The sequence below is a fragment of the Streptomyces sp. NPDC052682 genome, assembly GCF_040678435.1.
Classification (GTDB): domain Bacteria; phylum Actinomycetota; class Actinomycetes; order Streptomycetales; family Streptomycetaceae; genus Streptomyces.
The window spans coordinates 93139-119440 of the sequence record NZ_JBFATS010000013.1 but is presented as its reverse complement, the minus strand read 5'-3'; the positions used below and the strand labels follow the sequence as shown (position 1 = coordinate 119440).

Here is a 26302-nt window from a genome sequence, read left to right as displayed (position 1 = left end):
CGGCCGGGAGCCGACACCGCCCAGGACGCGGGCCGGGGGCGCCCCGTACGGCTCAGGCCGCCGGCTGCGTCCGGGTGTTCGGGGCGGCGAGGAGCGCGCGCAGGGGACCCGGGTCCGCCACGGCCTCCCAGGCCAGTTCCTGGAGGTCCAGGGTGGTGCCGTCGGGGGAGGTGAGGACGGAGTTGAGCCAGCGGCTCGGGTACGTCCAGCCCGAGTCGCGCAGCAGGGGGGCCAGGGCAGCGGCCAGGGCACCGGCGAACGCCCGGCGGGCGATGTCCGGGCGGACGGCGGACGGCATCCAGCGCAGGCCGGGTTCGAGCCGCCGGGCCAGCCGCGGCCAGCTGCCGTCGGCGACGGTGTCCAGGGCGGCGACCAGAGCCGGGGCGGGTTCCTCCTGGCGGGTGGCGTACAGCAGCAGCGTCAGACCGGTGTCGTCGTGCAGACCGTGCAGCCGTTCGGCGTCCAGCTCCAGCAGGCGGACCGGGCGGGGGCCGTCGTACCGGTCGGGCTTCCGGCCGGGCGGCACCGAGGCAGCGTCCGTCGGCTCCCCGTCCACCCCGGCGAGTTCCGCGACGCACCAGCGGGCGAGGGCGGCGGCGTCCCGCAGCACCAGGGGGGTGTCCCGGTAGGTGCCGGGCGGCTCGCCGGGCCCGGCCGGCAGCGCGGCGATGCGCGTGGTGACCGGCGGGTGGCCGGACGCGGCGTACGGGTCGAGGGCGTCCTCCTCGGCGGCGACCCGGGCCGCACGGGCGGCGACGTGCGGGTCGGCCAGCGCGGTGTCGAGGGCGTCGTAGAAGTCCGCGGGGCAGGCGCCCTCCTCCGCCAGGGCGGACCACCAGGTGCCGCCGAGCCCCTCGAACGCGGCGTGCAGCACCGCCGTCCGCCGTAGCGCCTGGGCGCAGGCGGCGCTCCCGGCGACGTGGACCGCGTCGGCGTCGGCGGCCAGCTCCGCCCGCCACATCAGCGGCTGCGAGGCGCGCAGCAGCGGGGCGGCGAGCGGCGCGAGCGGGCGGACCCGGCGGTCCAGACGGTCGGCGAGGGTGCCGCGGGCGAACCGCAGCAGGGTCATGCGGCGGTCCCCCAGATGCTGCCGGTGCCCCAGCTCGTGCGCGACGACCGACGCCAGCTGCGCCTCGGTCAGCCCGCGCAGCAGGGGCAGGCCCAGCAGCAGCACGTACGCCCGTGCCCCGGCGACCCTGGCCGGGCCGAGGGACGCCTGCACCTCGGGGACGACCCGGACCAGCAGCGGCTCGCGGAACCCGAGCCGTTCCGCCACGCCCCGCACCAGCGCGGTCAGCTCCTGCTCGGCCTCCGGCTCCACGGCCCGTCCGGGCAGCCGGCCGTGCTCCCGGGCCGCCCGTACGGCACCGGCCGCGAGCAGGACGAACGGTCCCGCCACGGCCCACCGGGGACCCCAGGCCAGAGCGGCCGCGGCGAGTGCCGCCACCACCAGCGCGGACGGCAGCCAGGCCAGGGCCAGCATGGCGAGGGCGAGCAGCCACGCCCGGATCCCGGCGTCCGCGCCCCTGCCCTCGCCGCCGGCTATGGCGTCGTCCATACGCGCTCCTGTCGCCCTGTGCGGGAAGAGTGTCGGCGGATTCTGGCACAGCCGGCTCGGCGTCACCTGTCTACGGCTGCCCGGCCGTCGTGCCGCAGCCGGCCGGGGACCAGGACAACTCCCAGGGGCGGCTCGTCACATGACCGCGCCACAGCAGCCTGCCGTTGCGCCGCTCCCGGTGGGCGACCACGGCGGCCTCGCCCAGCCAGTCCAGCGCCGACCACACCGGCACCAGGAGCACCCACGGCACGGCGGCGACGGTGCCCAGCGTGCGCGGCCGCAGCGGGGGGACGCCGTGGGCGAGAAGCGCCGCCGTCGTGCTGACGGCGGCGCAGGCCGGCACCGCGAAGGCGGCCGCAGCTCGTGGTGGAGCAACCTGTCCATGACATCCCCCGTGCACCCGCGGCGCGGAGGGCTACGCCACCCCCGACACCTCCGTCCCGCAGCGCAGCCGCCGCTGCGGCCCGAGCACCCGCGGGGGCCCGGTGAGCTGCAGCCGTACCGTGTGGCGTACGTCCGCGCTGGACGCCGCCAACCGTAGTTCCAGGGCGCCGGGCTCGACCACCTTGCGGGCTGAACGGTCGGTGAACGCCGAGAGGTCGGCGTGGAAGCGGAAGGTCACGCGGGCCGCCTCCCCCGGCACCAGCTCCACCCGCTGGTAGCCGACCAGCCGTACGTCCGGCCGGGTCACCGACGCCACCGGGTCGTGCAGGTACAGCTGGACGACCTCCGCGCCCGGGCGGTCGCCGGTGTTGCGGACCGTGAGGGAGACGTCGTACGAGCCGTCCGTGCCGAGCTCCACCGGCTCGCCGCCGGTGAAGTCCTCCCACGCGAACGTCGTGTACGAGCGGCCGTGGCCGAAGGCGTACAGCGGGGTCGGGTCGAGGTTGCTGACCTCGCCCGCCAGGCCCAGCGGGGGCTGGAGATAGGTCCAGGGCTGGCCGCCGGGGACCTGGGGGATGCTGACCGGGAGCCGGCCGGAGGGGGTGACGCGGCCCGACAGCACACCCGCCACCGCCGGGCCGCCCTCCTCCCCCGGGAAGAACGCCTGGACGACGGCGCCCAGGCGGCCGTGCCAGCGGCCGAGCGCGTAGGGGCGGCCGGTCAGCAGCACCAGGACGACCGGGACGCCGGTCGCGACCAGCGCATCCAGCAACGCGCCCTGCACGCCCGGCAGGCGCAGGTCGCTCGCGTCGCAGCCCTCGCCCGAGGTGCCGCGGCCGAACAGGCCCGCCCGGTCGCCGAGGACCGCCACGCACACATCCGCCTCCGCCGTCCGGGCGATGGCCTCCTCGAAGCCGGAGGTGTCCGGGTCCGACACCCCGCACCCCTGCGCGAACGTCACCTTGGCGTCGGGGAGTTCGGCGCGTAGCGCCTCCAGCAGCGTCGGGATCTCGATGCCGGTCGGCACATCGGGGTGGTGGGGCAGGACGTGGGAGGGGAAGGAGTAGCAGCCCAGCATCGCCAGGGCGTCGGCCGCCCGGGGACCGACCACCGCGATCCTGGTGTCGGGGGCGAGCGGCAGCAGGCCGTCCGGGTTGTCCAGCAGGACCACCGACTCCTCGGCCAGGCGGCGGGCCAGGATCCTGTTGGCCGTCGAGTCCAGCTCGACCGGACCGGCCGGCTCGGGAGTCCAGTCCTCGTCGAGCAGGCCCAGTTCGCACTTCTGGAGCAGGACGCGGCGGGCCGCGCGGTCCACCAGGTCCTCCGGGATCTCGCCCGCCCGCACGGCTTCCACCAGCGGCTTCCCGTAGCACTTCAGCGTCGGCAGCTCGACGTCGATACCGGCGGCCAGCGCCGCGTGCGCCGCCTCGGCGGGGCCGGCCGCGACCCGGTGCAGGGTTTCCAGGAACCCGATGCCGAAGTAGTCGGCGACCACCGTGCCGGTGAAGCCCCACTCCTCGCGCAGCAGACGGGTCAGCAACCCCGGGTCGGCGGAGGCGGGGACGCCGTCGGTCTCGGTGTAGGCCGCCATCACCGAGCGCGCCCCGCCCTCGCGCAGCGCCATCTCGAAGGGCGGCAGCGTGACGTCGGCGAACTCCCGGACCCCCGCCCGCACCGGCGCGAGATTGCGGGCGCCGGCGGAGGAGGCGTACCCGGCGAAGTGCTTGAGCGTGGCCACCACCCCGGCCGACTCCAGGCCCCGCACGTACGCGGTGCCGATCGTGCCGACCAGGTACGGGTCCTCGCCGATCGTCTCCTCCACCCGGCCCCAGCGCGGATCCCGTACGACGTCCAGGACCGGCGCGAGGCCCTGGTGCACGCCCACCGCGCGCAGGTCGGCGCCGATGCGGCGGGCCATCTCCTCGACGAGCACCGGGTCCCAGCTCGCGCCCCAGGCCAGCGGCACGGGGTAGGCGGTGGCCCGCCAGGCGGTGAAACCGGCCAGGCACTCCTCGTGCGCGATGGCCGGGATGCCGAAGCGGCCCGCCTCGGTGATGCGGCGCTGGGCGCGGGCCAGAGCCTGCGCGCCCAGCGCCGGGTCCACGGGGGCGGTGCCGAAGGAGCGGGTGAGCTGGCCCAGACCCCGGGTGATCAGCTCCTCCCAGTCGTAGTCGACGGTCATGTCGTGCTGGTGCGGGGCGACCCCGCCGCCGTCCGTGTCGGCACCCACCCACACGCCGTACAACTGGGCGGTCTTCTCCTCCAGGGTCATCCGGGAGAGCAGGTCGTCGACGCGGTCGGCTGCGGGCAGGGCGGGGTCACGCCAGGGCGCGGTGGTCATGAAGCTCCTGTCGGGTGGACGGACGGCCCTCTCACGAACGATCTGTCGCGTGCTGGTCGCGTGCTGGTCGATCGAATGTTTCGATGTACATACCGAATGTTCCGGGAACCTATGGCTGCCCGAGGACTTCGTCAAGGGGTCCCGCAGGGATACGATCGCCGCCATGACATCCCCGGAGCCGGTCGAGAGCCGGACCCAAACCCGGACGCAGGGGCGGAGCCAGGGCCGGTCCACGCAGACCGCGACGCTGGCCGAGATCGCCCGCGAGGCCGGTGTGTCCGCGCCGACTGTTTCGAAGGTCCTCAACGGCCGTGCCGACGTCGCCCCGGCCACCCGGACCCGCGTCGAGGCACTGCTGCGCGCCCACGGCTACCGGCGCCGCCGGGCCGAGGCGACCCGCTCGCCCCTGATCGACCTGGTCTTCCACGAGCTGGAGAGCGCGTGGGCGATGGAGGTCATCCGGGGCGTGGAGAACGTGGCCCGCGACGCAGGGCTGAGCGTCGTGCTCTCCGAGAGCGCGGGGCGGCTGACCCCCGGCCGCACCTGGGCCGACCAGGTCGCCGCCCGCCGCCCGCACGGCGTGATCCTCGTGCTGTCCGGCCTCGACGAGTCCCAGCGGGCGCTGCTGACCAGCAGGTCCATCCCGTTCGTGGTGATGGACCCGGCCGGCGACCCGGGTGCCGACGTGCCCTCCATCGGCGCCACCAACTGGCAGGGCGGACTCGCCGCCACCCGGCACCTGGTCGAGCTGGGGCACCGGAGGATCGGCGCGATCAGCGGGCCGTCCCGCATGATGTGCAGCCGCGCCCGCGTCGACGGGTACCGCGCCGCCCTGGAGACGGCCGGACTGCCCGTCGACCCCGGCCTGATCATGACCGGCGACTTCCACCACGAGGCCGGCTACCGGCAGGGCCTGGCCCTGCTGCGCCGCGACGACCGGCCCACCGCGGTCTTCGCCGGCAACGACCTGCAGGCGCTCGGTCTCTACGAGGCCGCTCGCGAGCTCGGGCTGCGCATCCCCGAGGACGTGAGCGTGGTCGGCTTCGACGACCTGCCGGTGGCCCGCTGGGTGGGGCCGCCGCTGACGACCGTGCGGCAGCCGCTGACCGAGATGGCGGAGGCGGCGGCCAAACTGGTCCTCGACCTGGCGCGCGCGCCGGACGGCCCGGCGTCGACCCGGGTGGAGCTGGCGACCAGCCTGGTGGTGCGCAGCAGTACGGCCGAGCCGGGCGCACGCTGACCGGCGCCGAAGCCGGTCGGCGGGCTGTTCGAAACTTTCGCAAGGGCTCGGGCGGGGCTCGACCGGGAAGTCTGAGAATTTCCCAAGAAAACCGGCCGCGGGCCTCTGCTCGTCATAATTCGGACGTACGTTCCTGCCCGTGACCGGTGAGGGGCGGCGCGGTGGACCCGGTGGGCGGGCCCGACGGGCCGTGGGCCTACAACCCTTGTGCACGGTGCGGTGTCTTGTGAGGTGACCGTGTCACCGCAACGAGGGGGTCGCCCTGTGTTCGCCATGCGTTCGTACTCGCGTTGGGCCGTGCCGCTCGTGGCGGGCCTGCTGGCGCTGGGCGCCGGGCCGGCCGCGCTGACGGACCCGGCCGAGGCCGCTCCCCGGGGCCCCGTCCGCGACGACTTCGACGGTGACGGCTACCAGGACCTCGCCGTCGCCGCCCCGGCCGCCACCGTCGGCGGACAGCGCCGGGCCGGCTACGTCGCGGTCCTGTACGGCGGACCGCACGGACTGGACACCGCCCGACGCACCGTCATCAGCCGGGCCACCGGCGGCATCCCGGGCAGCCCGGGCGCCGGCCAGGGCTTCGGGGCGCAGCTGTCCAAGGGCGACCTGAACGGCGACGGCCGGGCCGAGCTCGTCATCGGCACCGCGCGGCGCTCCTCCGACGCGGTCGTCGTGTGGGGCGGCCCGAGGGGACTGTCCGGCGGCACGTCGATCCCCGCCTCCCGCACCGTGACCGGTGACTTCACCGGCGACGGGCGGCTCGACCTCGCCCTGTTCCGCACCGAGCGGGCCCCGGGCGACGACCCCCTCGGCACCACCGCCACCGTGTGGACCGGCCCGGTCACCCGCTCCGGCACACCCGCCCGCAGCAGCGCCCTGGACCCCGCGCACCTGAAGTACTACGACGTCCGGGACGGCGCCGTCGGCGACGTCGACGGCGACGGCCGCGACGAGCTGCTGCTCAGCGTCTACTGCGGGGACGGCGTGTACTGCACCAAGTTCTACGCGGCGACCGGCACCGGCCTGCGCCCCGGCCCGGACCCCGTCCCCGAGGGCGACGGCGGCGTGGCCCTGGGCGACGTCGACGGCGACGGTCACGACGACGTCCTGGTCGGCGACACCGACGACTCGGTGATCCAGGTCGCCCCCGGCTCGGCGTCCGGCGTGACCGGACAGAGCCGCTGGACGTCGTACAGCAAGGACACTCCCGGCGTCCCGGGCACGCTGGAGCCCGTCGAGGCGTTCGGCGACTCGCTCGCGGTCGGGGACATCACCGGCGACGGCATCGACGACGTGGCCGTCGGCGCACCCGGTGTGGAGATCGGGTACGACGACGGCGCCGGGGCCGTCTACGTCCTGCGCGGCAGCCGCACCGGCCTGACCGGAACCGGCGCCCAGGAGCTGACGCAGAACAGCCCCGGCATCCCCGGCGCGGCCGAACTCGCCGACGGGTTCGGCCAGGACGTCCGGCTGCTGGACGTCAACGGCAACGGCCACGCCGACCTGGCGGCCGCCGCGCCGGGCGAGAACCACGGCGACGGCGCGGTCTGGGAGCTGCGCGGCCGCCCGAAGGGCATCGTCGCGGACGCGGCCCTGGTGTTCGGCCCGCGGGCGCTCGGGGCGCCGTACGCCAAGGCGGGGTTCGGCAGCGCGGTCGAGTAAGCCCTCGCTGACCTGCACGGATCGCGTCCCGGAAAAAATCTTCGAGAAAATCCGGGACGCGTGTCGATCCGGCCGGGCGCTGTTCGACGTAAGGGTGAGAGGCCGGAGAGGAACCGGCCGCCGAACCCTGAGGAGTCACCATGCCGCGCTACCTGTCCCTGGTCCGCGTCGACGAGTCCGCCGCCCCCGCCGAGGGGCCCAGCCCCGAGCTGATGCAGCGGATGGGCGAGCTGATCGAGGAGATGACCAAGGCCGGGGTCCTGCTCGACACGGCCGGGCTCACCCCGTCCGCCCAGGGCACCCGGGTGCACTACGAGGGCGGACAGCTGTCCGTCACCGACGGGCCCTTCACCGAGTCCAAGGAGGTCATCGGTGGCTACGCCCTCATGCAGGCCAAGGACAAGGCCGAGGCGATCGAGTGGACCAGGCGGTTCCTGAAGATCCACGAGCCGCACTGGACGGTGACCTGCGAGGTCCGCGAGATCGTCGAGGGCTGACGCCCCGCTTCCTTGGCCGCACGGCCGCACGGGTGTCTGATGGTGGGTTGTGACACCACAGCCCACCACCGACCCGCGGGCCACGATCGACACCGTCTTCCGGCTGGAGTCCCCGCGGATCATCGCCGGCGTCGCCCGCATCGTCCGGGACGTCGGGATCGCCGAGGAACTCGCGCAGGACGCCCTTGTCGCCGCGCTCGAACAGTGGCCGCGCGACGGGGTGCCCGACAACCCGGGCGCCTGGCTCATGACCACCGCCCGGCACCGCGCCGTCGACCTGATCCGCCGCCGGGAGACCTACGCCCGCAAACTCGCGGAGATCGGCCGTGACCTGCCGCAGGCGGCACCGCCTCAGGAGCCCGCCGACCCGGACGGCATCGACGACGACCTGCTGCGCCTGGTCTTCACCGCCTGCCACCCGGTGCTGTCCCGCGAGGCGCGCATCGCCCTCACCCTGCGCCTGCTCGGCGGGCTGACCACCGCCGAGATCGCCCGCGCCTTCCTGGTGCCGGAGCCGACCGTGGCGCAACGCATAGTCCGCGCGAAGCGCACCCTCGCGGCGAAGAACGTCGCCTTCGAGGTGCCCTACGGCCCCGACCGCGAGGCCCGCCTCGGCTCCGTCCTCGACGTCATCTACCTGATCTTCAACGAGGGGTACGCCGCCACGGCCGGCGACGACTGGCTGCGCCCCGCGCTGTGCGAGGACGCCCTGCGCCTGGCCCGCGTGCTGTCCGCCCTGATGCCGAAGGAGCCGGAGGTCCACGGCCTGACCGCCCTGCTGGAGTTCCAGGCGTCCCGTACGGCTGCCCGCACCGGCCCGTCCGGGGAGCCGGTGCTGCTGAAGGACCAGAACCGCGCCCGCTGGAACCGCATGCTCATCGCCCGGGGCGTCGCCGCCCTTGCCCGCGCCGACGCCACGTCCCAGGGCGCCCCGGGCCCCTACGCGCTCCAGGCCGCCATCGCCGCCTGCCACGCGCACGCGTACCGCTACGAGGAGACCGATTGGGGACGGATCGCCACCCTGTACGGCCTGCTCGCGGCCCGCTCCCCGTCCCCCGTGGTCGAGCTGAACCGCGCGGTGGCCGTCTCGATGGCCGAGGGACCCGGACAGGCGCTGGCCCTCGTCGACGCCGTCGCCGCGGAACCCGCCCTGCGCGGCTACCACCTGCTGCCCAGCGTCCGCGGCGACCTGCTGGCCCGGCTGGGCCGTACGGCGGAGGCCAGGGCCGAGTTCGAACGGGCCGCGTCGCTGACCGCCAACGCCCGGGAGCGGGAGCTGCTGCTGCGCCGGGCGGCGGGACTGCCGTGAGCGCGCGGGACGGCGCCTAGGCGGGGTGCCCGATGAGCATGGCCGGTGCCCCCGCGACCCGCGTGAGGAACACCGTCGCGGCGTGGGGCCCCTGCGGCCGGACCTTGCGGCGCAGTTCCTCCGGCTCGACCGCCGAGCCCCGCTTCTTCACCGTCAGCGTGCCGATCTCCCGCTCCCGCAGCAGGGCCTTGAGCTTCTTGACGTTGAAGGGGAGGTGGTCGGTGATCGCGTAGGCGGTGGCGTACGGGGTCGGCCGGAGCTCGTCCGCGGTGACGTACGCGATGGTCGCGTCGAGCAGCCCGCCGCCCACCTGGCCGGCGACCTCCGCGACCAGGTGGGCGCGGATGACGGCGCCGTCGGGCTCGTACAGGTACCGCCCGACGGGGCGTACGGCCGGGTCGGGCAGGTCGCCGCCGCGCAGGGTGCGCGGTCCCGGCAGGAGCGTGGCCCGCACCGCGCCCGGTTCGGTGCCGAACCACAGCACCGCCTCCTTCACGTCCCCGCCGTCGGAGATCCACTCGGCCTCGGCGTCGGAGGGGATCGCCTCGTGCGGAACGCCCGGCGCGATCTTCAGGGCGGCGGCCCGGGGTGCCGTACGGGCGGCCTGGATCGCCCAGGACAGGGGCGGTGAGTACGCCTCCGGGTCGAAGATGCGGCCCCGTCCGCCGCGCCGGGCCGGGTCGGCGAAGACGGCGTCGTAGCCGGATGTGTCCACCTCGGTGACGTCGGCCTCGCGCACCTCGATCAGCTCGGCGAGCCCGAGGGCCTCGGCGTTCGCGCGGGCCGCCGCGACCGCCAGGTGGTCCCGGTCCACGGCCAGCACCCGGATCCCGGCCCGGGCCAGCGCGATGGCGTCCCCGCCGATCCCGCAGCACAGGTCGGCGACCGAGGTCACGCCCAGCTCCCGCATCCGCCGGGCCCGGTACGCCGCCACGCTCGCCCGGGTCGACTGCTCGACCCCGTTCGGCGTGAAGAACATCCGCCCGGCGTCCTGCGCCCCGAACTTGGCCACCGCCCGCTGCCGCAGCCGCGCCTGCCCCAGCGCCGCCGACACCAGCTCGGCGGGGTGGGCGCGGCGCAGCCGGGTGGCGACGGCGAGCTCCTGCGCCGGATCGGTACCGCGCACCTCGTCGAGGAGGGCACGGCCTTCGGGGGTGAGGAGCGGGGCGAGGTCGTTCACCGGACCATTGTCGGCCACGGTCGTCACGGGCCGGCCAGGGCATGCGCACCCCGTTCGGCGCGGGATGTGGGCCGGCCGGTGGAAGCCCGGCCGCCTCTCGCGGTGTCGGCCCGGGTTCGCGACGCGCCCCTGCGAAGATCCGGCAGCATGCGAGTAGTCGTACAAAATGACAAAAGCTGGGCCAAGGGGGTCGCCCTGGGGGCGTGGGGTTCCGCGCGGCTCGGCCTGACCGTGCTCGCTCTCGCCGCCATCGCCTCGGGCTGCGCCCAGACCGGCGGCACCGGGACGCGGCCGGCCGCCGGCCAGCAGCCCCTCGACGCACCCCCGGCCCGCGCGCTCGACCACTACGCCACGAAGCTGCGCGCCTCGTACGCCGTCCGGGCCGCCGCCGCCCGGCGCTGGGGCCTGGAGAAGGTGCCGCTGACACCCCCGGCGCCGCCCGCCAGGAAGCCCCGGATCACCACCCGCGAGGGCTTCGAGGTCGAAGACCACCGCGCACTGCGCCTCCCGCCGGTCTTCACCACGGTCCCCACCAGCAAGAAGGTCGTCTTCCTCACCGTCGACGACGGCGCCGAGAAGGACCCCGCGTTCCTGCGGATGACGCGCGAGCTGGGCATCCCGTACACCGCCTTCCTCAGCGACTACCTGATCAAGGAGGACTACGGCTACTTCCGCAGGATGCAGGCGACGGGCGTCACCCTGAACAACCACACCCTGCACCACCCCTACCTGCCCGCCCTGTCCTACGCCCGCCAGAAACGCGAGATCTGCGGTATGCAGGACGTCCTCGCCGAGCGCTACGGCAGGCGGCCCGTCCTCTTCCGCCCGCCCTACGGCAGCTACGACAGGGCGACCCTGCACGCGGCCAAGGCCTGCGGCATCCGGTACGTGCCCCTGTGGAACGAGGAGGTCTTCGCCGACCGCTGGGAGTACCGCGAGGGGGACCGCGAGCTGCGCCCCGGCGACATCGTCCTCACCCACTTCCGCGGCCCGGCCCACTGGAAGGGCTCCATGCCCGACATGGTCCGCCGCTTCCTGGACAGGGTCACGGCCGCGGGCTACGCGGTCGGGCGCCTGGAGGACTACCTGTGAGGCGGCCCGGCCGCTGGACGGCCGCGGCCCTGGCCGTCACCGCCCTGCTCAGCGGCTGCGCCGGCGCGACCCGCTCGGACGACCGGGCAACGGACGACCGCACCCACACACAGGCGCCCACCGCGTCTGGCCTGGCGCCCGGCGGTTCCGGTCTGGGGCCCGGCGGTTCCGGTCTGGCGTCCGCCGCCCCAGGGCTGGTGCCTGGCGCTTCCGGTCCGGCGCCGACCGCTTCCGGTCTGCCGTCCGCCGCCTCCGGTCTGCGGTCCGCCGTGCCCGGCGGGTCGGGCCTGGGGCCCGGCGGTTCCGGTCTGGGGCCCCGTGGTTCTGGTCTGGGGCCCGCCGCTTCCGGTCCGGCACCCGCCGCCCCGGGGCTCCGGTCCGCCGCCTCCGGTCTGCGGTCCGCCGCGCCCGGCGGGTCGGGCCTGGCGCCCGACGCCTCTGGTCTGCGGTCCGCCGCCCCGGCGCTCCCGTCCGCCGCCCCGGCGCGGCGGCCGGCCGCCCCCGCTCTCCCGTCGGCCGCCCCCGGTCTCGCGCCTGTCGTGGACCACGTCCCCACCCGCGACCGGGTCGTCTTCCTCACCTACGACGACGACGCCGAGCGCGACCCGGGCCTGGTGGAGCTGCTCCGCTCCCGCCGGCTCCCCGTCACGCTGTTCCTCACGGACCGTGTCGCCGGACCGGCGTACGGCCGGCTCGCGCGCCTGCGCGCGGTCGGTGCGAGCATCCAGAACCACACCCTCGACCACTCCACCCTGCGCGGCCTGCCCTACGCCGGGCAGCGCGCCGAGATCTGCGGCCAGCAGGACAAACTCCACGCCCGCTTCGGCCTGCGCCCCCGCCTGCTGCGCCCGCCCCACGGCACGTACGACACCACCACCCTGCGCGCCGCCGCCGACTGCGGCATCTCGGCCGTCGTCCTGTGGCGTGCCGCCGTCCGGCCGGACGGCACCCTCGCCTACACCCGCGGCGAACCCCGCCTGCGGCCCGGCGACATCGTGGCCGTGGACCCGGACACCGGGGCGACCGGCCTGCCCCTGCCGGACCGGACGCGGCGGCTGCTGCGGGAGATCCAGGGGCAGGGGCTGCGGGTGGGCCGCCTGGAGGACCACATCTGACAGCGGCCGGCCGACGCGCCCGCCGGCAATTGGCACTCCGCTTGACCGAGTGCTAATCGCGGTCATAGTCTCGGCTCTGGCACTCGGCACAGGAGAGTGCCAACAAAGCGACGGGCAGGTCCGGCACCCGCGACGACGGATCGACCTGGTCGCCACCTCAGACAGTTAACCCCGTGAGATCTCCGAAGGGGGAGGTCGGATCGTGACGACCGCCAGCTCCAAGGTTGCCATCAAGCCGCTCGAGGACCGCATCGTGGTCCAGCCGCTGGACGCCGAGCAGACCACGGCCTCTGGCCTGGTCATTCCGGACACCGCCAAGGAGAAGCCCCAGGAGGGCGTCGTCCTGGCCGTGGGCCCGGGCCGCATCGAGGACGGCAAGCGCGTCGAGCTCGACGTGAAGGTCGGCGACGTCGTGCTCTACAGCAAGTACGGCGGCACCGAGGTGAAGTACAACAACGAGGAGTACCTCGTTCTCTCGGCCCGCGACGTCCTCGCGATCGTCGAGAAGTAAGTCACCTCTTTTGCTCTGTGACTGCGCCCCTGGCCCCCGCGACCGATAAGAAGCCGGGCGCCGGGGCGCAGTTCTTTCACCCAGATTCCCGAGAGGGCTCACGCTCCCATGGCGAAGATCCTGAAGTTCGACGAGGACGCCCGTCGCGCCCTCGAGCGCGGCGTCAACAAGCTTGCCGACACGGTGAAGGTGACGATCGGCCCCAAGGGCCGCAACGTCGTCATCGACAAGAAGTTCGGCGCCCCGACCATCACCAACGACGGTGTCACGATCGCCCGCGAGGTCGAGGTCGAGGACCCGTACGAGAACCTCGGCGCGCAGCTGGTCAAGGAGGTGGCGACCAAGACCAACGACATCGCGGGTGACGGTACGACCACCGCGACCGTGCTGGCCCAGGCCCTGGTCCGCGAGGGTCTGAAGAACGTCGCCGCCGGTGCCTCCCCGGCCGCCCTGAAGAAGGGCATCGACGCCGCGGTCAAGGCCGTCTCCGACGACCTGCTCGCCTCGGCCCGCCCGATCGACGAGAAGTCCGACATCGCCGCCGTCGCCGCGCTGTCCGCCCAGGACCAGCAGGTCGGCGAGCTCATCGCCGAGGCGATGGACAAGGTCGGCAAGGACGGTGTCATCACCGTCGAGGAGTCCAACACCTTCGGTCTGGAGCTGGACTTCACCGAGGGCATGGCCTTCGACAAGGGCTACCTGTCGCCGTACTTCGTGACGGACCAGGAGCGCATGGAGGCCGTCCTGGAGGACCCGTACATCCTGATCCACCAGGGCAAGATCTCCGCCATCGCGGACCTCCTGCCGCTGCTGGAGAAGATCATCCAGGCCAACTCCTCCAAGCCGCTGCTGATCATCGCCGAGGACGTCGAGGGCGAGGCCCTGTCCACCCTCGTGGTGAACAAGATCCGCGGCACCTTCAACGCCGTCGCCGTCAAGGCCCCCGGCTTCGGCGACCGCCGCAAGGCGATGCTGCAGGACATGGCCGTCCTCACCGGCGCCACCGTCATCTCCGAGGAGGTCGGCCTCAAGCTCGACCAGGTCGGCCTGGACGTGCTCGGCACCGCCCGCCGCGTGACCGTCACCAAGGACGACACCACGATCGTCGACGGTGCCGGCAAGAAGGAGGACGTGGAGGGCCGCGTCGCCCAGATCAAGGCCGAGATCGAGACCACCGACTCCGACTGGGACCGCGAGAAGCTCCAGGAGCGCCTCGCGAAGCTGGCCGGCGGCGTGTGCGTGATCAAGGTCGGCGCCGCCACCGAGGTGGAGCTGAAGGAGAAGAAGCACCGCCTGGAGGACGCCATCTCCGCGACCCGCGCCGCGGTCGAGGAGGGCATCGTCTCCGGTGGTGGCTCCGCGCTCGTCCACGCCGTGAAGGTCCTCGAGGACAACCTCGGCAAGACCGGCGACGAGGCCACCGGTGTCTCCGTGGTCCGCAAGGCCGCCGTCGAGCCGCTGCGCTGGATCGCCGAGAACGCCGGCCTGGAGGGCTACGTCATCGTCTCCAAGGTCAAGGAGCTGGAGAAGGGCAACGGCTACAACGCCGCCACCGGCGAGTACGGCGACCTGATCAAGGCCGGCGTCATCGACCCGGTCAAGGTCACCCGCTCCGCCCTGGAGAACGCCGCCTCCATCGCCTCCCTCCTGCTGACGACCGAGACCCTGGTCGTCGAGAAGAAGGAAGAAGAGGAGCCGGCCGCCGCGGGCCACGGCCACGGCCACGCCCACTGACGCAGGCACGCACCAGCGAACCGAGGCCCGGCATCCACACGGATGCCGGGCCTCGGCGTCGCCGCCTTCCCCCTCAGTCGGCGTACCGCAACAAGAAGCGGACAGGCGCCGCAAGCGCTGCCCGCGCGCCGTCCTCGTCCGCCAGTCTCATGGCGAAGCCGGCCCGCCCCAGCCGTCCAGGCAGGGCCTCGGCGAACGTCAGGCCACGCCCAGCAGCGGCGTCCACCTCGGGCAGGATCAGGCTGAGGAGGGCCGTGAGCGGGGTGACGCACAGGATCCCTCCTGCACCACGACGCGGGACGCGACCCTGCACTGCAGCTCCCGGTGCCCGCGCGCCGACAGCCCCCGCTGTCCGCATCACCGGTAGCCGGTCACGCAAAGGCGCGTGCTGCCGCTCCGGATCGCAGCGGGCCGGCTGCGGGAAGCTGGGCCCCGCACGGGGCGCACGCAGGTCCCTGCCGTGTCGTGAATTCCAGCAGAGCACCACGACGCTCACGCGGCCCTTCGCCAGGCCGCCGTGCAGGCGGCTGCCACTCGCAACTACGGCTCGCTCCCGGCCCTCTGGCGACGATCGTCCTGCAGCAGGCGGGCTGCCCCTGCAGGTCCTTCAGCACACGCGGTCCAGCCCAGAACCCGCCGCCTCAGCCGTAGCTGTCACCGCCGGACCGCTTCTTCACCGTTCACGCACCGGGCTCCTACGGCCCACCCGCTCCCTCGTGCCAGCTCTCGCTCCACGGGAACTGGCAGCCGCCCCCAGTGAGCCCTCGTGTACAAGCCTTCGTCCGCTGCGGGGCCGGATCTGCGCGGAGTCCCCGGCCCGGGACGACCTCAGTAGGACTTGGTCCTGTCGAAATCCGTGACGTTGATCTTGACGTCAGCCGTTTTGAGCGTGGTGGGGGACTCGCCCGTCGCCGTCTGGCCGGGCTGAACGTCGGTCACGAACTCGGTCGAGTTGTACAGGCGCTTGCCGTCCGGGCCGATGGCTTCCCACTCCCAGGAGTAGTCGGACTTCTCCGAACTCTGGTTCTTTATAGTCCAGGTGACCCACACGTCCGCGAACCCCGCCTGGGAGCGGTCGTCAATCTGGAAGCTGACGAGATCGTCACGCTCGCCGCCCCCTACCTCGGTCCGCCCGCCCTGGGGTTTCTCGCCCTGCTCTTTCGCCTGCTGCTCCGCCGGCGTAGTGGCCTTGCTCGGAGCTGGAGCGGAGCTGTCGTCCTCGCCGGCACAGCCGCCGAGGACCAGTCCGCCTGTCACGGTCACCACAGTGCAGGCGGCTGCAACACCCAGTCTTCTCATAGTCGTGCCCCTTTGACCTTGTATGTCATGTATAAACCCAATCGGTCGAGCATGCAGGTCGGGAGCTGGGTCCTCGCTCGGTGGCTGCGAGCGGCAAGCGGTGACGAGTCAGCTGTCCCGCGTCAACTTCCTTGTGGGACGGCAAGTTGACCCTGTCCCAGCGCCTGCGTCCACGGGCGACGGCGGCGGGACCGCGTGCTGCTTCAGGCTTTCGGCGACCAGAACGCCACCTCCAGGTCGTCCGCACTGATGTGACCGTTGCTCGAGTGGTCGCCGGACGGGACGCGTCGGCCGCGCGGAAGACCTCCTGCCACGCCTCCTGCAACTGCCGCAGACTGTCGTAACGCTGCTCGACGTCCCGGTGCAAAGCCCGTTCGAAGAACCGCTGCAGGCCCTCGCTCAGGGCCTGCGGGATCAGCTCGGCCGACGTGCGCAGCGTCGCGTCGGCGACCATGCGCGGATCGCCCTGGCCGTCTCCTGCACCGGCCTCTCCATGGAGGCCATCTCGTGCGTCGTGCCGGGAGCGGCCCGCCTCCAGAGATACACATCGAGGTACCCGCCGTGCCTGTGTGAAAACATGCTGGTCAGGGGTGCCCACCAGGGAGAAGTCGAACAGCATCAGCTGCCATGAGCCGTCTGCCGGCATGTGACCCACCAGCTCACGCGGCTCGGCGAGCAGCTCACGATCCTGCCGCCGACCTCCTTCAGCGCCTTTGCCGCCGCGTGCAGGCGAGCCCCCTTCTCCCGGTCCAGGGCGACTTCGAAGACACGAAGGCACCAGTCCGCGTCCTCGGCGACGGTACGGCGAACCAGGCGGCGCCTGGAGCCGTGGCACCGGTGCCCAGTATCCGGACCACCGTCCAGATGTCGTCCAGTGCCTGCCCCGGCTACACCGTGAGGGGGCGCCGGAGCGCCCGATGGCTGCGGAGCGGACGCGTCCGCCTCGGCGCGCGCTGCCGCAGTCCGTCGGCGGCTGGCCCGTCAGGAAAGTTACGGCATCTCACCCGCCATCCGGAAGCGACAATTCCTTTTCTAGGTGTTGAAATCCCCATGTTCCGGATGGAGTTCGCGTGATGTACAAATAGGGGCATGACCGTCTGTAAGAAGGTTCTTCTTCTCGTTGTCGCGGCGGCAGCCCTTGCGGCCGTCGTGTTCCTGACCGCTCGCGCTGTCGGCGGAAACCTGAGTGAGGCGGACCAGGTGGCGAGCGTCGTGGGGGCGGTGGCCTCCGTCGCAGCCCTTGTGGTGTCGGTGTGGCAGATCGTCCCGGCGCAGGCACGGACTGTCACAGCAGACGGCACCAGCGTGGCGGCCGGACGGCACGCGGCCGTTGTCTCCGGAGCAAGGAACAAGGTCAGGTTCAGGCGCGGCGTCACGTCCGCGGGTGGCGCGGTCTGCGCCCGTCGCGGAAGCGTGGCTGCCGGCAGGGACACGATCGTGATCAAGGGCGACGAGGACGAGGTGACGTGAGCGAATGGGTGGTGGTTCCGTGGGGGAGAACCGCAGTACTCGGGCGCGCGCGGGGGAGGGAGGGGTCGCGGGCGGACGCACAGCCGTCAGCAGCAAGGGCGACCACAACCAGTTCCTGTTCGCTTCCCCTCTCACGAATGTCGTGCTTCTCGCCCTGATCTTCCTGCTGGGCGTCGTCGTCCTTTGGCCGAGGGGAAGCAACGGCGCGGATCACCGAGATGACGCGGCCCCGCCCTCCCCGTCGTCCACCGGAGCCGAACCGCGCCCCACTGCGATTACCGGTGAGCACACCGCTTCCTCGGACCTCGCGCCCGACGGTCCGTCGCGGACCTCGGCGCCTCCCTTCGGAACGCCTGCCCCGGCGCCCCTGTCGGGCGATGGTGCAGGGGCCACGCTGCCCGACTGCCGTGCGGCGGGCGAGGACGGAGTGCAATTGACCCCGCCGGATCTGGAAGTAAGGGACCGGGGGGAACTGTCGGCGCGAGTGAATTGTGAGACGAAAGCCGGAGAGCGGCTGTACTACATGGTGCGCATCGACAACATCATGGACTCTGGGAATGCCCCGAAGACGGGCTTCTACCTCAAGGGAGAGATAGCCGCGAGGAACGCGTCCGAGCACATAGACGTGGATCTGCGGCACGCGAAACCGGCGTCCATCCGCTACGGCTTCGTGCAGCTGCTCCGCTATGACGAGTACGCCGAACTCAAGAAGGAGTCGGACAGGCACAAGGGCGTCATCGCGGCACTGCCGCAGAACAGCGTGACGGTTTCGGGCGAAGCGCGCATCACCCGGAGCGAGTGACCCGTACGGCTGCGGCCGCACACCCGGACCTGGACCGCGGGGCGACGGTGGCCGTCGGCCCGCCACCCGGTGGCCGAACCCGCCTCCCTCAGCCGCAGCCGCTTGCGAGACGGTCCTGGTCCTGCGGGCGCTCCGTCAAGGACCAGGACCTTCCCTTCGCGGGCGTCACTGGCCGAGTACCCCCAGCTGCTCCATCAGCCCGGCCCGGTCGTACATCCACCAGCCCTCGCAGATCTTCCCCGCCCGGAACCGCTGCCAGGTCATGCCGGTCATGGACACGTCCTGGCCGGTCGCCGGGATGCCCAGGAAGTCGCCCTGGTGCCGCCCGGTCCACGTCCACCGCGTGCACACCCGGTCGCCCTGGGCGATCTGGTCGTCGATCCGGAACGAGAAGTCGAAGGCGTCCCGCCAGCTCGCGTACTGCTCGCCGAACCCCTTCAAGCCCTGCACCGGCCGCGGGTAGGAGGGGTCGTTGTCGACGTAGTCGTCCGTGACGTGTTCGCGCAGCCGGTCCGGCTCCACCCGGCCCATGGCCGCGAAGAACGCCCGCGCGGCCAGCGTGTTGAGCTGCTCGTCCCGCACGACGTCCAGGTCGGTGAACGTCGGCTCGTCGTCACACAGCGCCACCATCTCGCGGAAGATCTCGTCGGTCTCCGGCAGCCCGGAGTTGCGCATGGCCTCCTCGTACGACGGGAACTCCACGATCTCGACGATGTGCGAGCTGTCGGACCGGTCCCTGCCGACGATCTCGTGTGTCGCCGTCCGCTTCCCCTTGGTCTGCTCGACCCACCGGTCCATCAGCCGGTTCATCTCGTCGAGCCGGCTGGTCCTGCAGTCGATGAGCTGTACGAAGGTCATGGCGCCACCTCCCGGCCCTGGTCCGGTCGAACAGCACCATTGTCGCCATCGGCACGCCCCACCGCCCGTCGTCCGGCCCCCCGCCCGGCCCGCCGGGAAGTCCGCCGCGCTACTGCGGCCCGTACTTCCGCCCCGTCTTCGATGTCAGTCCGCCGAGCATGCCCCGGGGCACCAGCTTCGCCGCCCCCATGAGCGCCTTGTAGCGCGGATCCGGGATCGACACCGTCTTGCCCCGCGCCAGGTCGTGCAGCGCGGCCGCGACCAGCTTGTCCGCGTCCAGCCACATCCAGTTCGGAATGTTGTCCGTGCCCATGCCGGCCCGCTGGTGGAACTCCGTACGGACGAACCCCGGGCACAGCGCCATCAGCCGGACGCCGCTGCCGGCCAGGTCCCGCGCCGCGCCCTGCGTGAACTGCACGACCCACGCCTTGGACGCGCCGTAGGTCCCGCGCGGTACGAAGGCCGCCACCGAGGCGACGTTGACGACACCGCCACGGCCCCGCTCCCGCATCGCCTCCGTCGCCGCCGACGTCAGCCGCAGCACCGCCTCGCAGTGCACCTTGAGCATCCGCAGCTCGTCGGCCATGGGCACCTCGAGATAACGGCCCTTGTTGCCGAAACCGGCGTTGTTGACCAGCAGGTCGACGGGGTTCTTGCGGTCGCCCAGCCGGGCGGCGACGGCCTCGATGCCCTTGTCCTCGGCCAGGTCGGCCGTCAGCACCTCCGCCTCGATGCCGTGCCGGTCGTGCAGCTCGGTCGCCTGCTCCCGAAGCCGCTGGGTGTCGCGGGCGACCAGCACCAGGTTGTGCCCGTCGGCCGCCAGTCGCCGCGCGAACGCGGCCCCGATGCCTGCCGTCGATCCCGTAATCAGAGCCGTTGTCATGGCCCAAGGGTAGTTACCCGGACCGGGCGCGTCCGCTCAGCGCGGGGCCCCACACGACATGTCCACCTGCGGCGGCTCAGCGCCCCTCCTCCGCCGGCTCATGACCGGTGTGCGCCGGCGGCACACCCGCCCGCTGCCCCTTGTCCACCACCACGAACTGGCCCATCATCCCCTCGTCTTCGTGGTACAGCAGGTGGCAGTGGTACATGTACGGGGTGTCCGGGTCCGCCGGTCCGGAGAACCGCAGCGCCAGCCGCATCGTCGTTCCGTGCGGCACGAACACCGTGTCCTTCGGGCCGCCCAGCGCGGGCGGCGGAGGCGATCCGTTCACCTCCAGCACCCGGAACTGCACGTCGTGCACATGGAAGTTGTGCGGCATGCCGTTGCTGTTGCGGACCGTCCACACCTCCGTCGTTCCGCGCGTGACCGTCTCGTCGACACGCCCCATGTCCATCTTCCGTCCGTTGATTCCCGACCGCTTCAGGTCGAAGAACCGCCCGCGCACCGCCTCCTTCTCCACGGGCAGCGCCGACCGTGCGAGGACGGCCGGGAGTGCGGGCGAGGAGCGCAGCCGCTGCGCCGCGCGCAGTTCCAGGACGTCGAAGGAGTCGTCACCGCCGCCGAACCGGCGCTGCCAGGAATCCCCGTAGTTCTTCTGCGGGAAGCTGCGCAGCATCACCCGCTCGCCCGCCCGCATCCGGACGACGATCTCGGCCCGCTCGCCCGGCGACAGCTGCACCCGGTCCAGCGACACCGGCCGCTCCAGCAGGCCCCCGTCCGTCGCGGTCAGGGACAGGGTCCGCCCGTCCGGGAACCCGAAGGCGTAGGTGCGTGCCGTGGACGCGTTGAGCAGCCGCAGGCGTATCAGCTCGTCGCGGACCGTACGGTACGGGCGCAGGGTGCCGTTGACCATGGTCTCGTCCCCGAGGAACCCCACGTTCTGCAGGAGCCTGCGGTCGTCGTCGAGCCGGGCACCGTCGAAGCGGACGTCCTGGACGATGACCGGCAGGTCGTCGACTCCGTACCGCCGGGGCAGCGGAAGGCGTGCCGAGTGCTCGTCGTCGAGCAGGAACAAGCCCGCCAGACCACGCCTGACGTGCTGCTCGGTGCTGCCGTGCGGATGCGGGTGATACCAGAGCGTCGCGGCCGGCTGGTCCACCCGCCAGTGCGGGCTCCAGGTGGCGCCCGGTGCGATCGGCTGGTGCGGGCCACCGTCCATCCGGGCCGGCAGATGCATGCCGTGCCAGTGCACGGAGGACGCCTCGTCGAGCGTGTTCGTGATCCGTACGCGGACCCGCTCGCCGCGCCGTGCGCGCAGCGTCGGGCCCAGGTAGGAACCGTTGAACCCCCATGTCGGGGTCTTCACCCCGCTCCGGAACTCCGTCTGGCCCGCCTGCATGCGCAGGTCGAACACCCGCGTGCCGTCCTTGTCCACGGCTGACTCGGCCAGCGGCGGTATCGCGAGGGGGGTGTCGAACCGGTGCTTGCCGACTGTACTGACCGGGGCATCGGTCCACAGCCAGGCGAAGAGGGCGCCGACGGCCACGGCGACGGCGGTGACCACCGACCCGAGTACGACGAGCAGGCGCCTGATGCGGAACGCTCGGCGTCGGCCGGCGCGACGGCCACCCGGGGCCGGGCCGGCGGGCCCGTCCTGCGGGCCGCTGCGAGACATGAGGCGAGTCATGCCATGAGCGTCGTCGATCGGCGCGCGCAGGACATCGGGGGCCGGCCCCGACCCGCCCCCGAGCCAACCCTTGCCCGCTGTCTGGGGTTTCCCCCTAGGAGCCGTGCGGGGCCGACCGAGAAACGTATCTGCGCCTAGGGGGATGACGGTTCGTCAGTTCCGCATTTGCGGGAGGGGGACGCCTGACAGCATTCGCCGCCCGACCGCGCTCAGCGGCTGCGTCGTAGCGCCGGCTACTGCCCCGGCCCCGCGCACTCAGCGGCCGTACTTCTCCACGTACTGCCGCGCCGCCTGGAGCGACTCCGGATGCAGTGCCCGGCCCGCCGCGAGCAGCCGGGGCAGCAGCGTACGGTCGGTCGTCACCGCCCGGAACTGGAGGGCGACGGTCACGTCGTGGTCCGGCCGGTGCACGATCTCGACCGGGTCGCCCGCACGGATCTCACCCGGCTCGATCACCCGCAGATACGCGCCCGGCGCACCCCGCTCCGTGAACCGCTTCACCCACCCCTTCTCTCCCAGGTGCTCCTGGAAGGTACGGCAGGGAATCCGCCCGCAGGTCACCTCCAGCACCACCGTGGACCCGATGCGCCAGCGCTCGCCGATCAGCGCGCCGGACACGTCCAGGCCCTGGGTGGTGACGTTCTCACCGAAGGACCCGTTGGCCAGCGGCCGCCCCAGGGTGTTCTCCCACTCGTCGAGGTCCTCCCGGGCCATCGCGTACACCGCCTGGTCGTCGCCGCCGTGATGCCGCCGGTGGCACACCGCGTCGCCCGCCAGCCCGCTCCCTGCGACGCCCTTGGGTCCGGGCGCGGCCACCCGCACCGGTCCGGCCACCGGCTGCTTGTCGATGCCGGTCAGACCCTCCGGGTGGTCCGTGTACGACACGGTCTTCGCCTGGCCCAGGTTCACCGAGAGAAGCTTCATGGGCGCACCGTAGAAGACGACAGCCCAAAGCGTCGACGCATTATTCGCGGTGCGGTCAAAGAGTCCCTTATCCTCCAGGTGTGCTCGAAGCCCGCCATCTCCGTGTCCTGCGCGCCGTGGCCGCCACCGGCTCCTTCTCGGCGGCGGCACGCGAGCTCGGCTGCACCCAGCCCGCCGTCAGCCAGCAGATGAAGGCCCTGGAGGCGTCCGTCGGCACGCCCCTGCTGATCCGCACCGGACGCGAGATGCGCCTGACCCAGGCCGGCGAGGCCCTGGTGCGGCACGCCGCCGGGATCCTCGCCGGACTCACCGCGGCCGAGGAGGAGGTCGCGGCCATCGCGGGGCTGCGGGCCGGCCGGGTACGGCTCGTCTCCTTCCCCAGCGGCAGCTCCACGCTCGTCCCCACGGCCCTGGCCGCCCTGCGCGACGCGCACCCCGGCACCCGTGTCTTCCTGGAGGAGGCCGAACCGCCCCGCTCCGTCGGGTTGCTGCGGGACGGCGACTGCGACGTGGCCCTCGCCTTCCGGTACGAGACGGCGGCCGGCGCGGAGGAGTGGGACGACCTCGTCGTACGGCCCCTGCTGACCGACCGGCTGGTCGCGCTCGTGCCCGAGCGCCACCGGCTCGCGGACGCGGAGTCCGTCGCCATCGGCGAGCTCGCCCGGGAACCGTGGATCGCGGGCTGCCCGCGCTGCCGTGGGCAGCTGGTCGAGGTGTGCGAGACGGCCGGGTTCACCCCGCGCATCGACTTCGCGACCGACGACTACCCGGCGGTGGTCGGCCTGGTCGGCGCCGGGCTCGGTGTCGCGGTGCTGCCCCAGCTGGCCGTCGAGGCCGTGCGGCCCCGCGGTGTGCGCACGGTGACGCTGGAGCCGGCGGTGCGACGGGAGATCGTCGCGCTCACGCTGCCGGATCTCGCCCAGGTGCCGGCCGTGGCGGCGACGCTGGACCAGCTGGCGCGGGCTGCGGCCCGCTAGCGGCCCCGCAGACAAAACAGGGGCACGCGTGCGCGTGCCCCTGGTGCGAAGGCTTGCAGAAACGTTCCTTCAACTCTTTTGTTCAACTGTTCGAGGTGGCGTGCCCGCTGGTGGTCGACGCCGACACCAGCCGGTTGCGCGCCCGCCCCATGAGCTCTTCGCGCTCGTCCTCGGTCAGTCCGCCCCATACGCCGTACGGCTCCCGCACCGCCAGCGCATGGGCCGCGCACTCGGCGCGTACCGGGCACCTCATGCAGACCTCCTTGGCCGAGTTCTCACGAGCACTCCGAGCCGCACCGCGCTCGCCCTCCGGGTGGAAGAAGAGCGAGCTGTCCACCCCGCGACAGGCAGCCAGCAGCTGCCAGTCCCACAGGTCCGCGTTCGGTCCGGGAAGGCGGGAGAAATCTGCCATTGCGTGACCCCTTGTAGCCGTTCTGGGCGGATCCGGTGTCCACGACCGTACAACTACGATCTAAGGAGATGAAAATATGACTCATTGCGAATCTAGCCGCAGACACCAGCGAAGGGGAAGAAAAGGGTCTGAATGGGGCATAGCTTGTGATGAAACGTTGAGAGTCTGTCGCGCATATCTGCACCGTGTCCGGCCCCTCACGTAGAGTGCCGAAGATGACAGACAGCCCCGTAACTCTTTCGAGTGACCGTCGTTGAGAGTGCCGAGGCGGTTGAAGGAACAGACGCTCGGGCGGGCGTCCGAGACGGTCGACCGCACAGGTGACGATTTCGTACCAGCCTGGAGGCTCAAGGTGACGCGCATCAGCTGCGGAGGGCGGCCATGACTTCCGTCCTCGTCTGCGACGACTCCCCGCTTGCCCGAGAGGCGCTCCGCCGCGCGGTCGCGACCGTGCCCGGCGTAGAGCGCGTGACGACGGCTGCCAACGGCGAGGAAGTCCTCCGCCGCTGGGGCGCCGACCGCTCGGACCTGATTCTGATGGACGTACGCATGCCCGGTCTGGGCGGCGTCGAGACCGTCCGGCGGCTGCTGTCCGCCGACCCCGGCGCGCGCATCATCATGCTCACGGTCGCCGAGGACCTGGACGGCGTGGCCCTCGCGGTGGCCGCCGGCGCCCGGGGCTACCTGCACAAGGACGCCTCCCGCGCGGAACTGCGCGCGACGGTGACCCAGGCGCTCGCCGACCCGACCTGGCGGCTCGCCCCGCGCCGGCTGCGCTCGGCGGAGATGGGCGCGGCGCCCACGCTCACCGCGCGGGAGATCCAGGTCCTCGAGGGAATGAGCCACGGCCGCTCCAACGCGGAGATCGGCCGTGAGCTGTTCCTCTCCGAGGACACCGTCAAGACGCACGCCCGGCGGCTGTTCAAGAAGCTGGGCGCGTCGGACCGGGCCCACGCCGTGGCGCTCGGGTTCCGGTGGGGGCTGGTGCGGTAGCGCTCCCGCCCCGGTGCTGCGCTGACGCAGCGTGCCGCGCTGACCTGAGCTGCGGGCAGTCCGTGGGCTGCGGACCGTCCGCGGCGGTCACGCCCGCGACCCGGTTCGCGGGGCGTGTGGTCGTGAGCGGCCGGTGCCCGTCACGTGGGCGGGGTCTCGGCCCGGAACGGCCCTGCTCGTCCTGCGTGCGGGGCGTGAGCGGCCGGGGCTCGTCCCCGGGTGCGGGGCGTCGATGGTCGATGCCCGTCGAGGGGCGTGGCCCGTGGCGGCCGGTGTCCCTCGCGGGGCGCGGTTCGTGAGCGGTCGGCGTCTCGTCCAGGGCATCGTCCTCAGCCGGCCGGTGCCCGCCACAAGAGTGAGTCGTGCCCCGAGGGCGTGGGGCTGAACCGTTGGCGCACGTCACGGGGCGCAGTCCTGAAGCGTCGGTGCCCGCCCCGCGGCGCGGTCGTGAACAGTCGTACAGCAGCCCGTCCGGTGCCCGCTGCTCGTTTCGCCGCGGATGCCGCATCCTTGAGGTGTGGAGTCTCTCGGGGACGAGTCGGTCGAGCGGAAGGGGAGGGCGCAGGGGATGAGTTCCGGCGCACCTGCTCATAACGCTTCGGGGCACAACAACGGACGCGGTGCCGCGGACCGCACGGCCGCAAGGCACCATGGACCGATGCGTGACGACGAGGCGGCCACTGCTCCCGGGGCGATCGGTGAGCTCGTCCACCGAGCCGTCGACGGGGACGAGCAGGCCACGCATGATCTGCTCGCCCACGTCCATCCGCTGGCGCTGCGCTACTGCCGCACCCGGCTGTCCCGCCTCCCGGGCGACGCCCGGCACTTCGTCGAGGACCTCGCCCAGGAGGTCTGCGTGGCGGTGCTCCTCGCGCTGCCCCGCTACAAGGACACCGGGCGCCCCTTCGAGGCGTTCGTGTTCGCCATCGCCGCCCACAAGGTCGCCGACCTGCAACGCGCCGCGATGCGCCACCCGGGGTCCACGGCCGTCCCCTCCGACGAGATGCCCGAGCGCCCGGACGACTCCCTCGGCCCCGAGGAGCGCGCCCTGCTCAGCAGCGACGCCGAATGGGCCAAGAAGCTGCTCGCCAACCTCCCCGAGAGCCAGCGGGAGCTGCTGCTGCTGCGGATCGCGGTGGGGCTCACGGCCGAGGAGACCGGCCGTATGTTGGGAATGTCACCCGGGGCCGTCCGGGTGGCGCAGCACAGGGCACTGAGCCGGCTGCGGGCGCTGGCCGAGCAATAACCCTGCACGGGCCCTTCATTGAACAGGTGACGGGCCGTTTCCGTACGAACATACGAAGCCCGGTGCCGACCGGAACCGTGGAATGAGACAGCCGCGCTTCCCGTTAGCATGGACATCCGCACCGATCAAGG

Annotated in this window: 23 protein-coding genes; 13 read left to right on the top strand and 10 right to left on the bottom strand. The window is 72.7% G+C overall.

Going from position 1 to position 26302, the window contains the following annotated elements; genetic code table 11:
- Window positions 1-52: 52 nt before the first annotated feature.
- From AB0K80_RS21685 to AB0K80_RS21675, 3 genes are all read right to left on the bottom strand, one after another.
- The gene (locus AB0K80_RS21685) at window positions 53-1558 is read right to left on the bottom strand and encodes a M48 family metalloprotease (protein ID WP_365672030.1); all 1506 of its coding nucleotides are present in this window, start codon (window positions 1556-1558) and stop codon (window positions 53-55) included.
- A gap of 70 nt (window positions 1559-1628) precedes the next feature.
- Complete coding sequence (locus AB0K80_RS21680; RefSeq protein WP_365672028.1) at window positions 1629-1901, bottom strand: hypothetical protein; 273 nt, start codon at window positions 1899-1901, stop codon at window positions 1629-1631.
- A gap of 72 nt (window positions 1902-1973) precedes the next feature.
- Window positions 1974-4283 (bottom strand): glycoside hydrolase family 3 N-terminal domain-containing protein, encoded by a 2310-nt coding sequence (locus AB0K80_RS21675; protein ID WP_365672026.1) that lies wholly within the window; start codon window positions 4281-4283, stop codon window positions 1974-1976.
- 163 nt (window positions 4284-4446) lie between these two features.
- On the opposite strand from AB0K80_RS21675, the gene AB0K80_RS21670 reads away from it, so the two are divergent.
- From AB0K80_RS21670 to AB0K80_RS21655, 4 genes are all read left to right on the top strand, one after another.
- Window positions 4447-5523, top strand: coding sequence for a LacI family DNA-binding transcriptional regulator (locus tag AB0K80_RS21670; protein ID WP_365672024.1), 1077 nt, complete (start codon window positions 4447-4449; stop codon window positions 5521-5523).
- 273 nt (window positions 5524-5796) lie between these two features.
- Entirely contained in the window at window positions 5797-7182 is a 1386-nt protein-coding gene (locus AB0K80_RS21665; protein WP_365672231.1) for an FG-GAP-like repeat-containing protein, read from the top strand.
- A gap of 140 nt (window positions 7183-7322) precedes the next feature.
- Entirely contained in the window at window positions 7323-7679 is a 357-nt protein-coding gene (locus AB0K80_RS21660) for a YciI family protein (RefSeq protein ID WP_365672022.1), read from the top strand.
- 49 nt (window positions 7680-7728) lie between these two features.
- Window positions 7729-8988 carry an RNA polymerase sigma factor gene (locus tag AB0K80_RS21655; protein ID WP_365672019.1) on the top strand — a complete coding sequence of 420 codons (1260 nt, stop codon included), beginning with the start codon at window positions 7729-7731 and terminating at the stop codon, window positions 8986-8988.
- Window positions 8989-9004: 16 nt separating this feature from the next.
- Here the strand turns inward: AB0K80_RS21655 and AB0K80_RS21650 are convergent, their stop codons facing one another.
- Window positions 9005-10168: a class I SAM-dependent methyltransferase gene (locus tag AB0K80_RS21650; protein WP_365672017.1), complete on the bottom strand. Its 1164-nt coding sequence runs from the start codon at window positions 10166-10168 to the stop codon at window positions 9005-9007.
- Window positions 10169-10315: 147 nt separating this feature from the next.
- Between AB0K80_RS21650 and AB0K80_RS21645 the strand changes: the two genes are divergently transcribed.
- From AB0K80_RS21645 to groL, 4 genes are all read left to right on the top strand, one after another.
- Window positions 10316-11260 (top strand): polysaccharide deacetylase family protein, encoded by a 945-nt coding sequence (locus AB0K80_RS21645; protein ID WP_365672015.1) that lies wholly within the window; start codon window positions 10316-10318, stop codon window positions 11258-11260.
- Window positions 11261-11703: 443 nt separating this feature from the next.
- Window positions 11704-12375, top strand: a complete 672-nt coding sequence (locus AB0K80_RS21640) for a polysaccharide deacetylase family protein (RefSeq protein WP_365672229.1) — start codon at window positions 11704-11706, stop codon at window positions 12373-12375.
- Between the two features lie 202 nt (window positions 12376-12577).
- On the top strand, window positions 12578-12886 hold the full coding sequence (gene groES, locus AB0K80_RS21635; RefSeq protein ID WP_029382138.1) for a co-chaperone GroES: 309 nt from the start codon (window positions 12578-12580) through the stop codon (window positions 12884-12886).
- A gap of 108 nt (window positions 12887-12994) precedes the next feature.
- Entirely contained in the window at window positions 12995-14620 is a 1626-nt protein-coding gene (groL, locus tag AB0K80_RS21630) for a chaperonin GroEL (protein ID WP_365672012.1), read from the top strand.
- An 828-nt stretch (window positions 14621-15448) separates the two neighbouring features.
- Here the strand turns inward: groL and AB0K80_RS21625 are convergent.
- Window positions 15449-15877: a hypothetical protein gene (locus tag AB0K80_RS21625; protein WP_365672010.1), complete on the bottom strand. Its 429-nt coding sequence runs from the start codon at window positions 15875-15877 to the stop codon at window positions 15449-15451.
- 1131 nt (window positions 15878-17008) lie between these two features.
- On the opposite strand from AB0K80_RS21625, the gene AB0K80_RS21620 reads away from it, so the two are divergent.
- Window positions 17009-17389 carry a hypothetical protein gene (locus AB0K80_RS21620; RefSeq protein WP_365672008.1) on the top strand — a complete coding sequence of 127 codons (381 nt, stop codon included), beginning with the start codon at window positions 17009-17011 and terminating at the stop codon, window positions 17387-17389.
- A 19-nt stretch (window positions 17390-17408) separates the two neighbouring features.
- Window positions 17409-18191: a hypothetical protein gene (locus AB0K80_RS21615; protein WP_365672007.1), complete on the top strand. Its 783-nt coding sequence runs from the start codon at window positions 17409-17411 to the stop codon at window positions 18189-18191.
- Between the two features lie 165 nt (window positions 18192-18356).
- Here AB0K80_RS21615 and AB0K80_RS21610 read toward each other — a convergent pair whose 3' ends face one another.
- The 4 genes from AB0K80_RS21610 to AB0K80_RS21595 form a co-directional block, all read right to left on the bottom strand.
- Complete coding sequence (locus AB0K80_RS21610) at window positions 18357-19049, bottom strand: ester cyclase (RefSeq protein WP_365672004.1); 693 nt, start codon at window positions 19047-19049, stop codon at window positions 18357-18359.
- A 109-nt stretch (window positions 19050-19158) separates the two neighbouring features.
- Window positions 19159-19932: an SDR family oxidoreductase gene (locus AB0K80_RS21605; protein WP_365672003.1), complete on the bottom strand. Its 774-nt coding sequence runs from the start codon at window positions 19930-19932 to the stop codon at window positions 19159-19161.
- Between the two features lie 76 nt (window positions 19933-20008).
- Window positions 20009-21619 (bottom strand): multicopper oxidase domain-containing protein, encoded by a 1611-nt coding sequence (locus AB0K80_RS21600; RefSeq protein ID WP_365672001.1) that lies wholly within the window; start codon window positions 21617-21619, stop codon window positions 20009-20011.
- A gap of 255 nt (window positions 21620-21874) precedes the next feature.
- Window positions 21875-22543 carry an MOSC domain-containing protein gene (locus AB0K80_RS21595; protein ID WP_365671998.1) on the bottom strand — a complete coding sequence of 223 codons (669 nt, stop codon included), beginning with the start codon at window positions 22541-22543 and terminating at the stop codon, window positions 21875-21877.
- Between the two features lie 80 nt (window positions 22544-22623).
- Between AB0K80_RS21595 and AB0K80_RS21590 the strand changes: the two genes are divergently transcribed.
- The gene (locus tag AB0K80_RS21590; protein WP_365671996.1) at window positions 22624-23520 is read left to right on the top strand and encodes a LysR family transcriptional regulator; all 897 of its coding nucleotides are present in this window, start codon (window positions 22624-22626) and stop codon (window positions 23518-23520) included.
- Between the two features lie 82 nt (window positions 23521-23602).
- Here AB0K80_RS21590 and AB0K80_RS21585 read toward each other — a convergent pair whose 3' ends face one another.
- A complete protein-coding gene (locus AB0K80_RS21585) occupies window positions 23603-23932 on the bottom strand; it encodes a WhiB family transcriptional regulator (protein ID WP_365671995.1) in 330 nt (109 codons plus the stop codon).
- Window positions 23933-24313: 381 nt separating this feature from the next.
- On the opposite strand from AB0K80_RS21585, the gene AB0K80_RS21580 reads away from it, so the two are divergent.
- A complete protein-coding gene (locus tag AB0K80_RS21580; protein ID WP_003948568.1) occupies window positions 24314-24925 on the top strand; it encodes a response regulator transcription factor in 612 nt (203 codons plus the stop codon).
- 658 nt (window positions 24926-25583) lie between these two features.
- Window positions 25584-26171 carry a sigma-70 family RNA polymerase sigma factor gene (locus tag AB0K80_RS21575; protein ID WP_365671993.1) on the top strand — a complete coding sequence of 196 codons (588 nt, stop codon included), beginning with the start codon at window positions 25584-25586 and terminating at the stop codon, window positions 26169-26171.
- The last annotated feature ends 131 nt before the right edge of the window (window positions 26172-26302 follow it).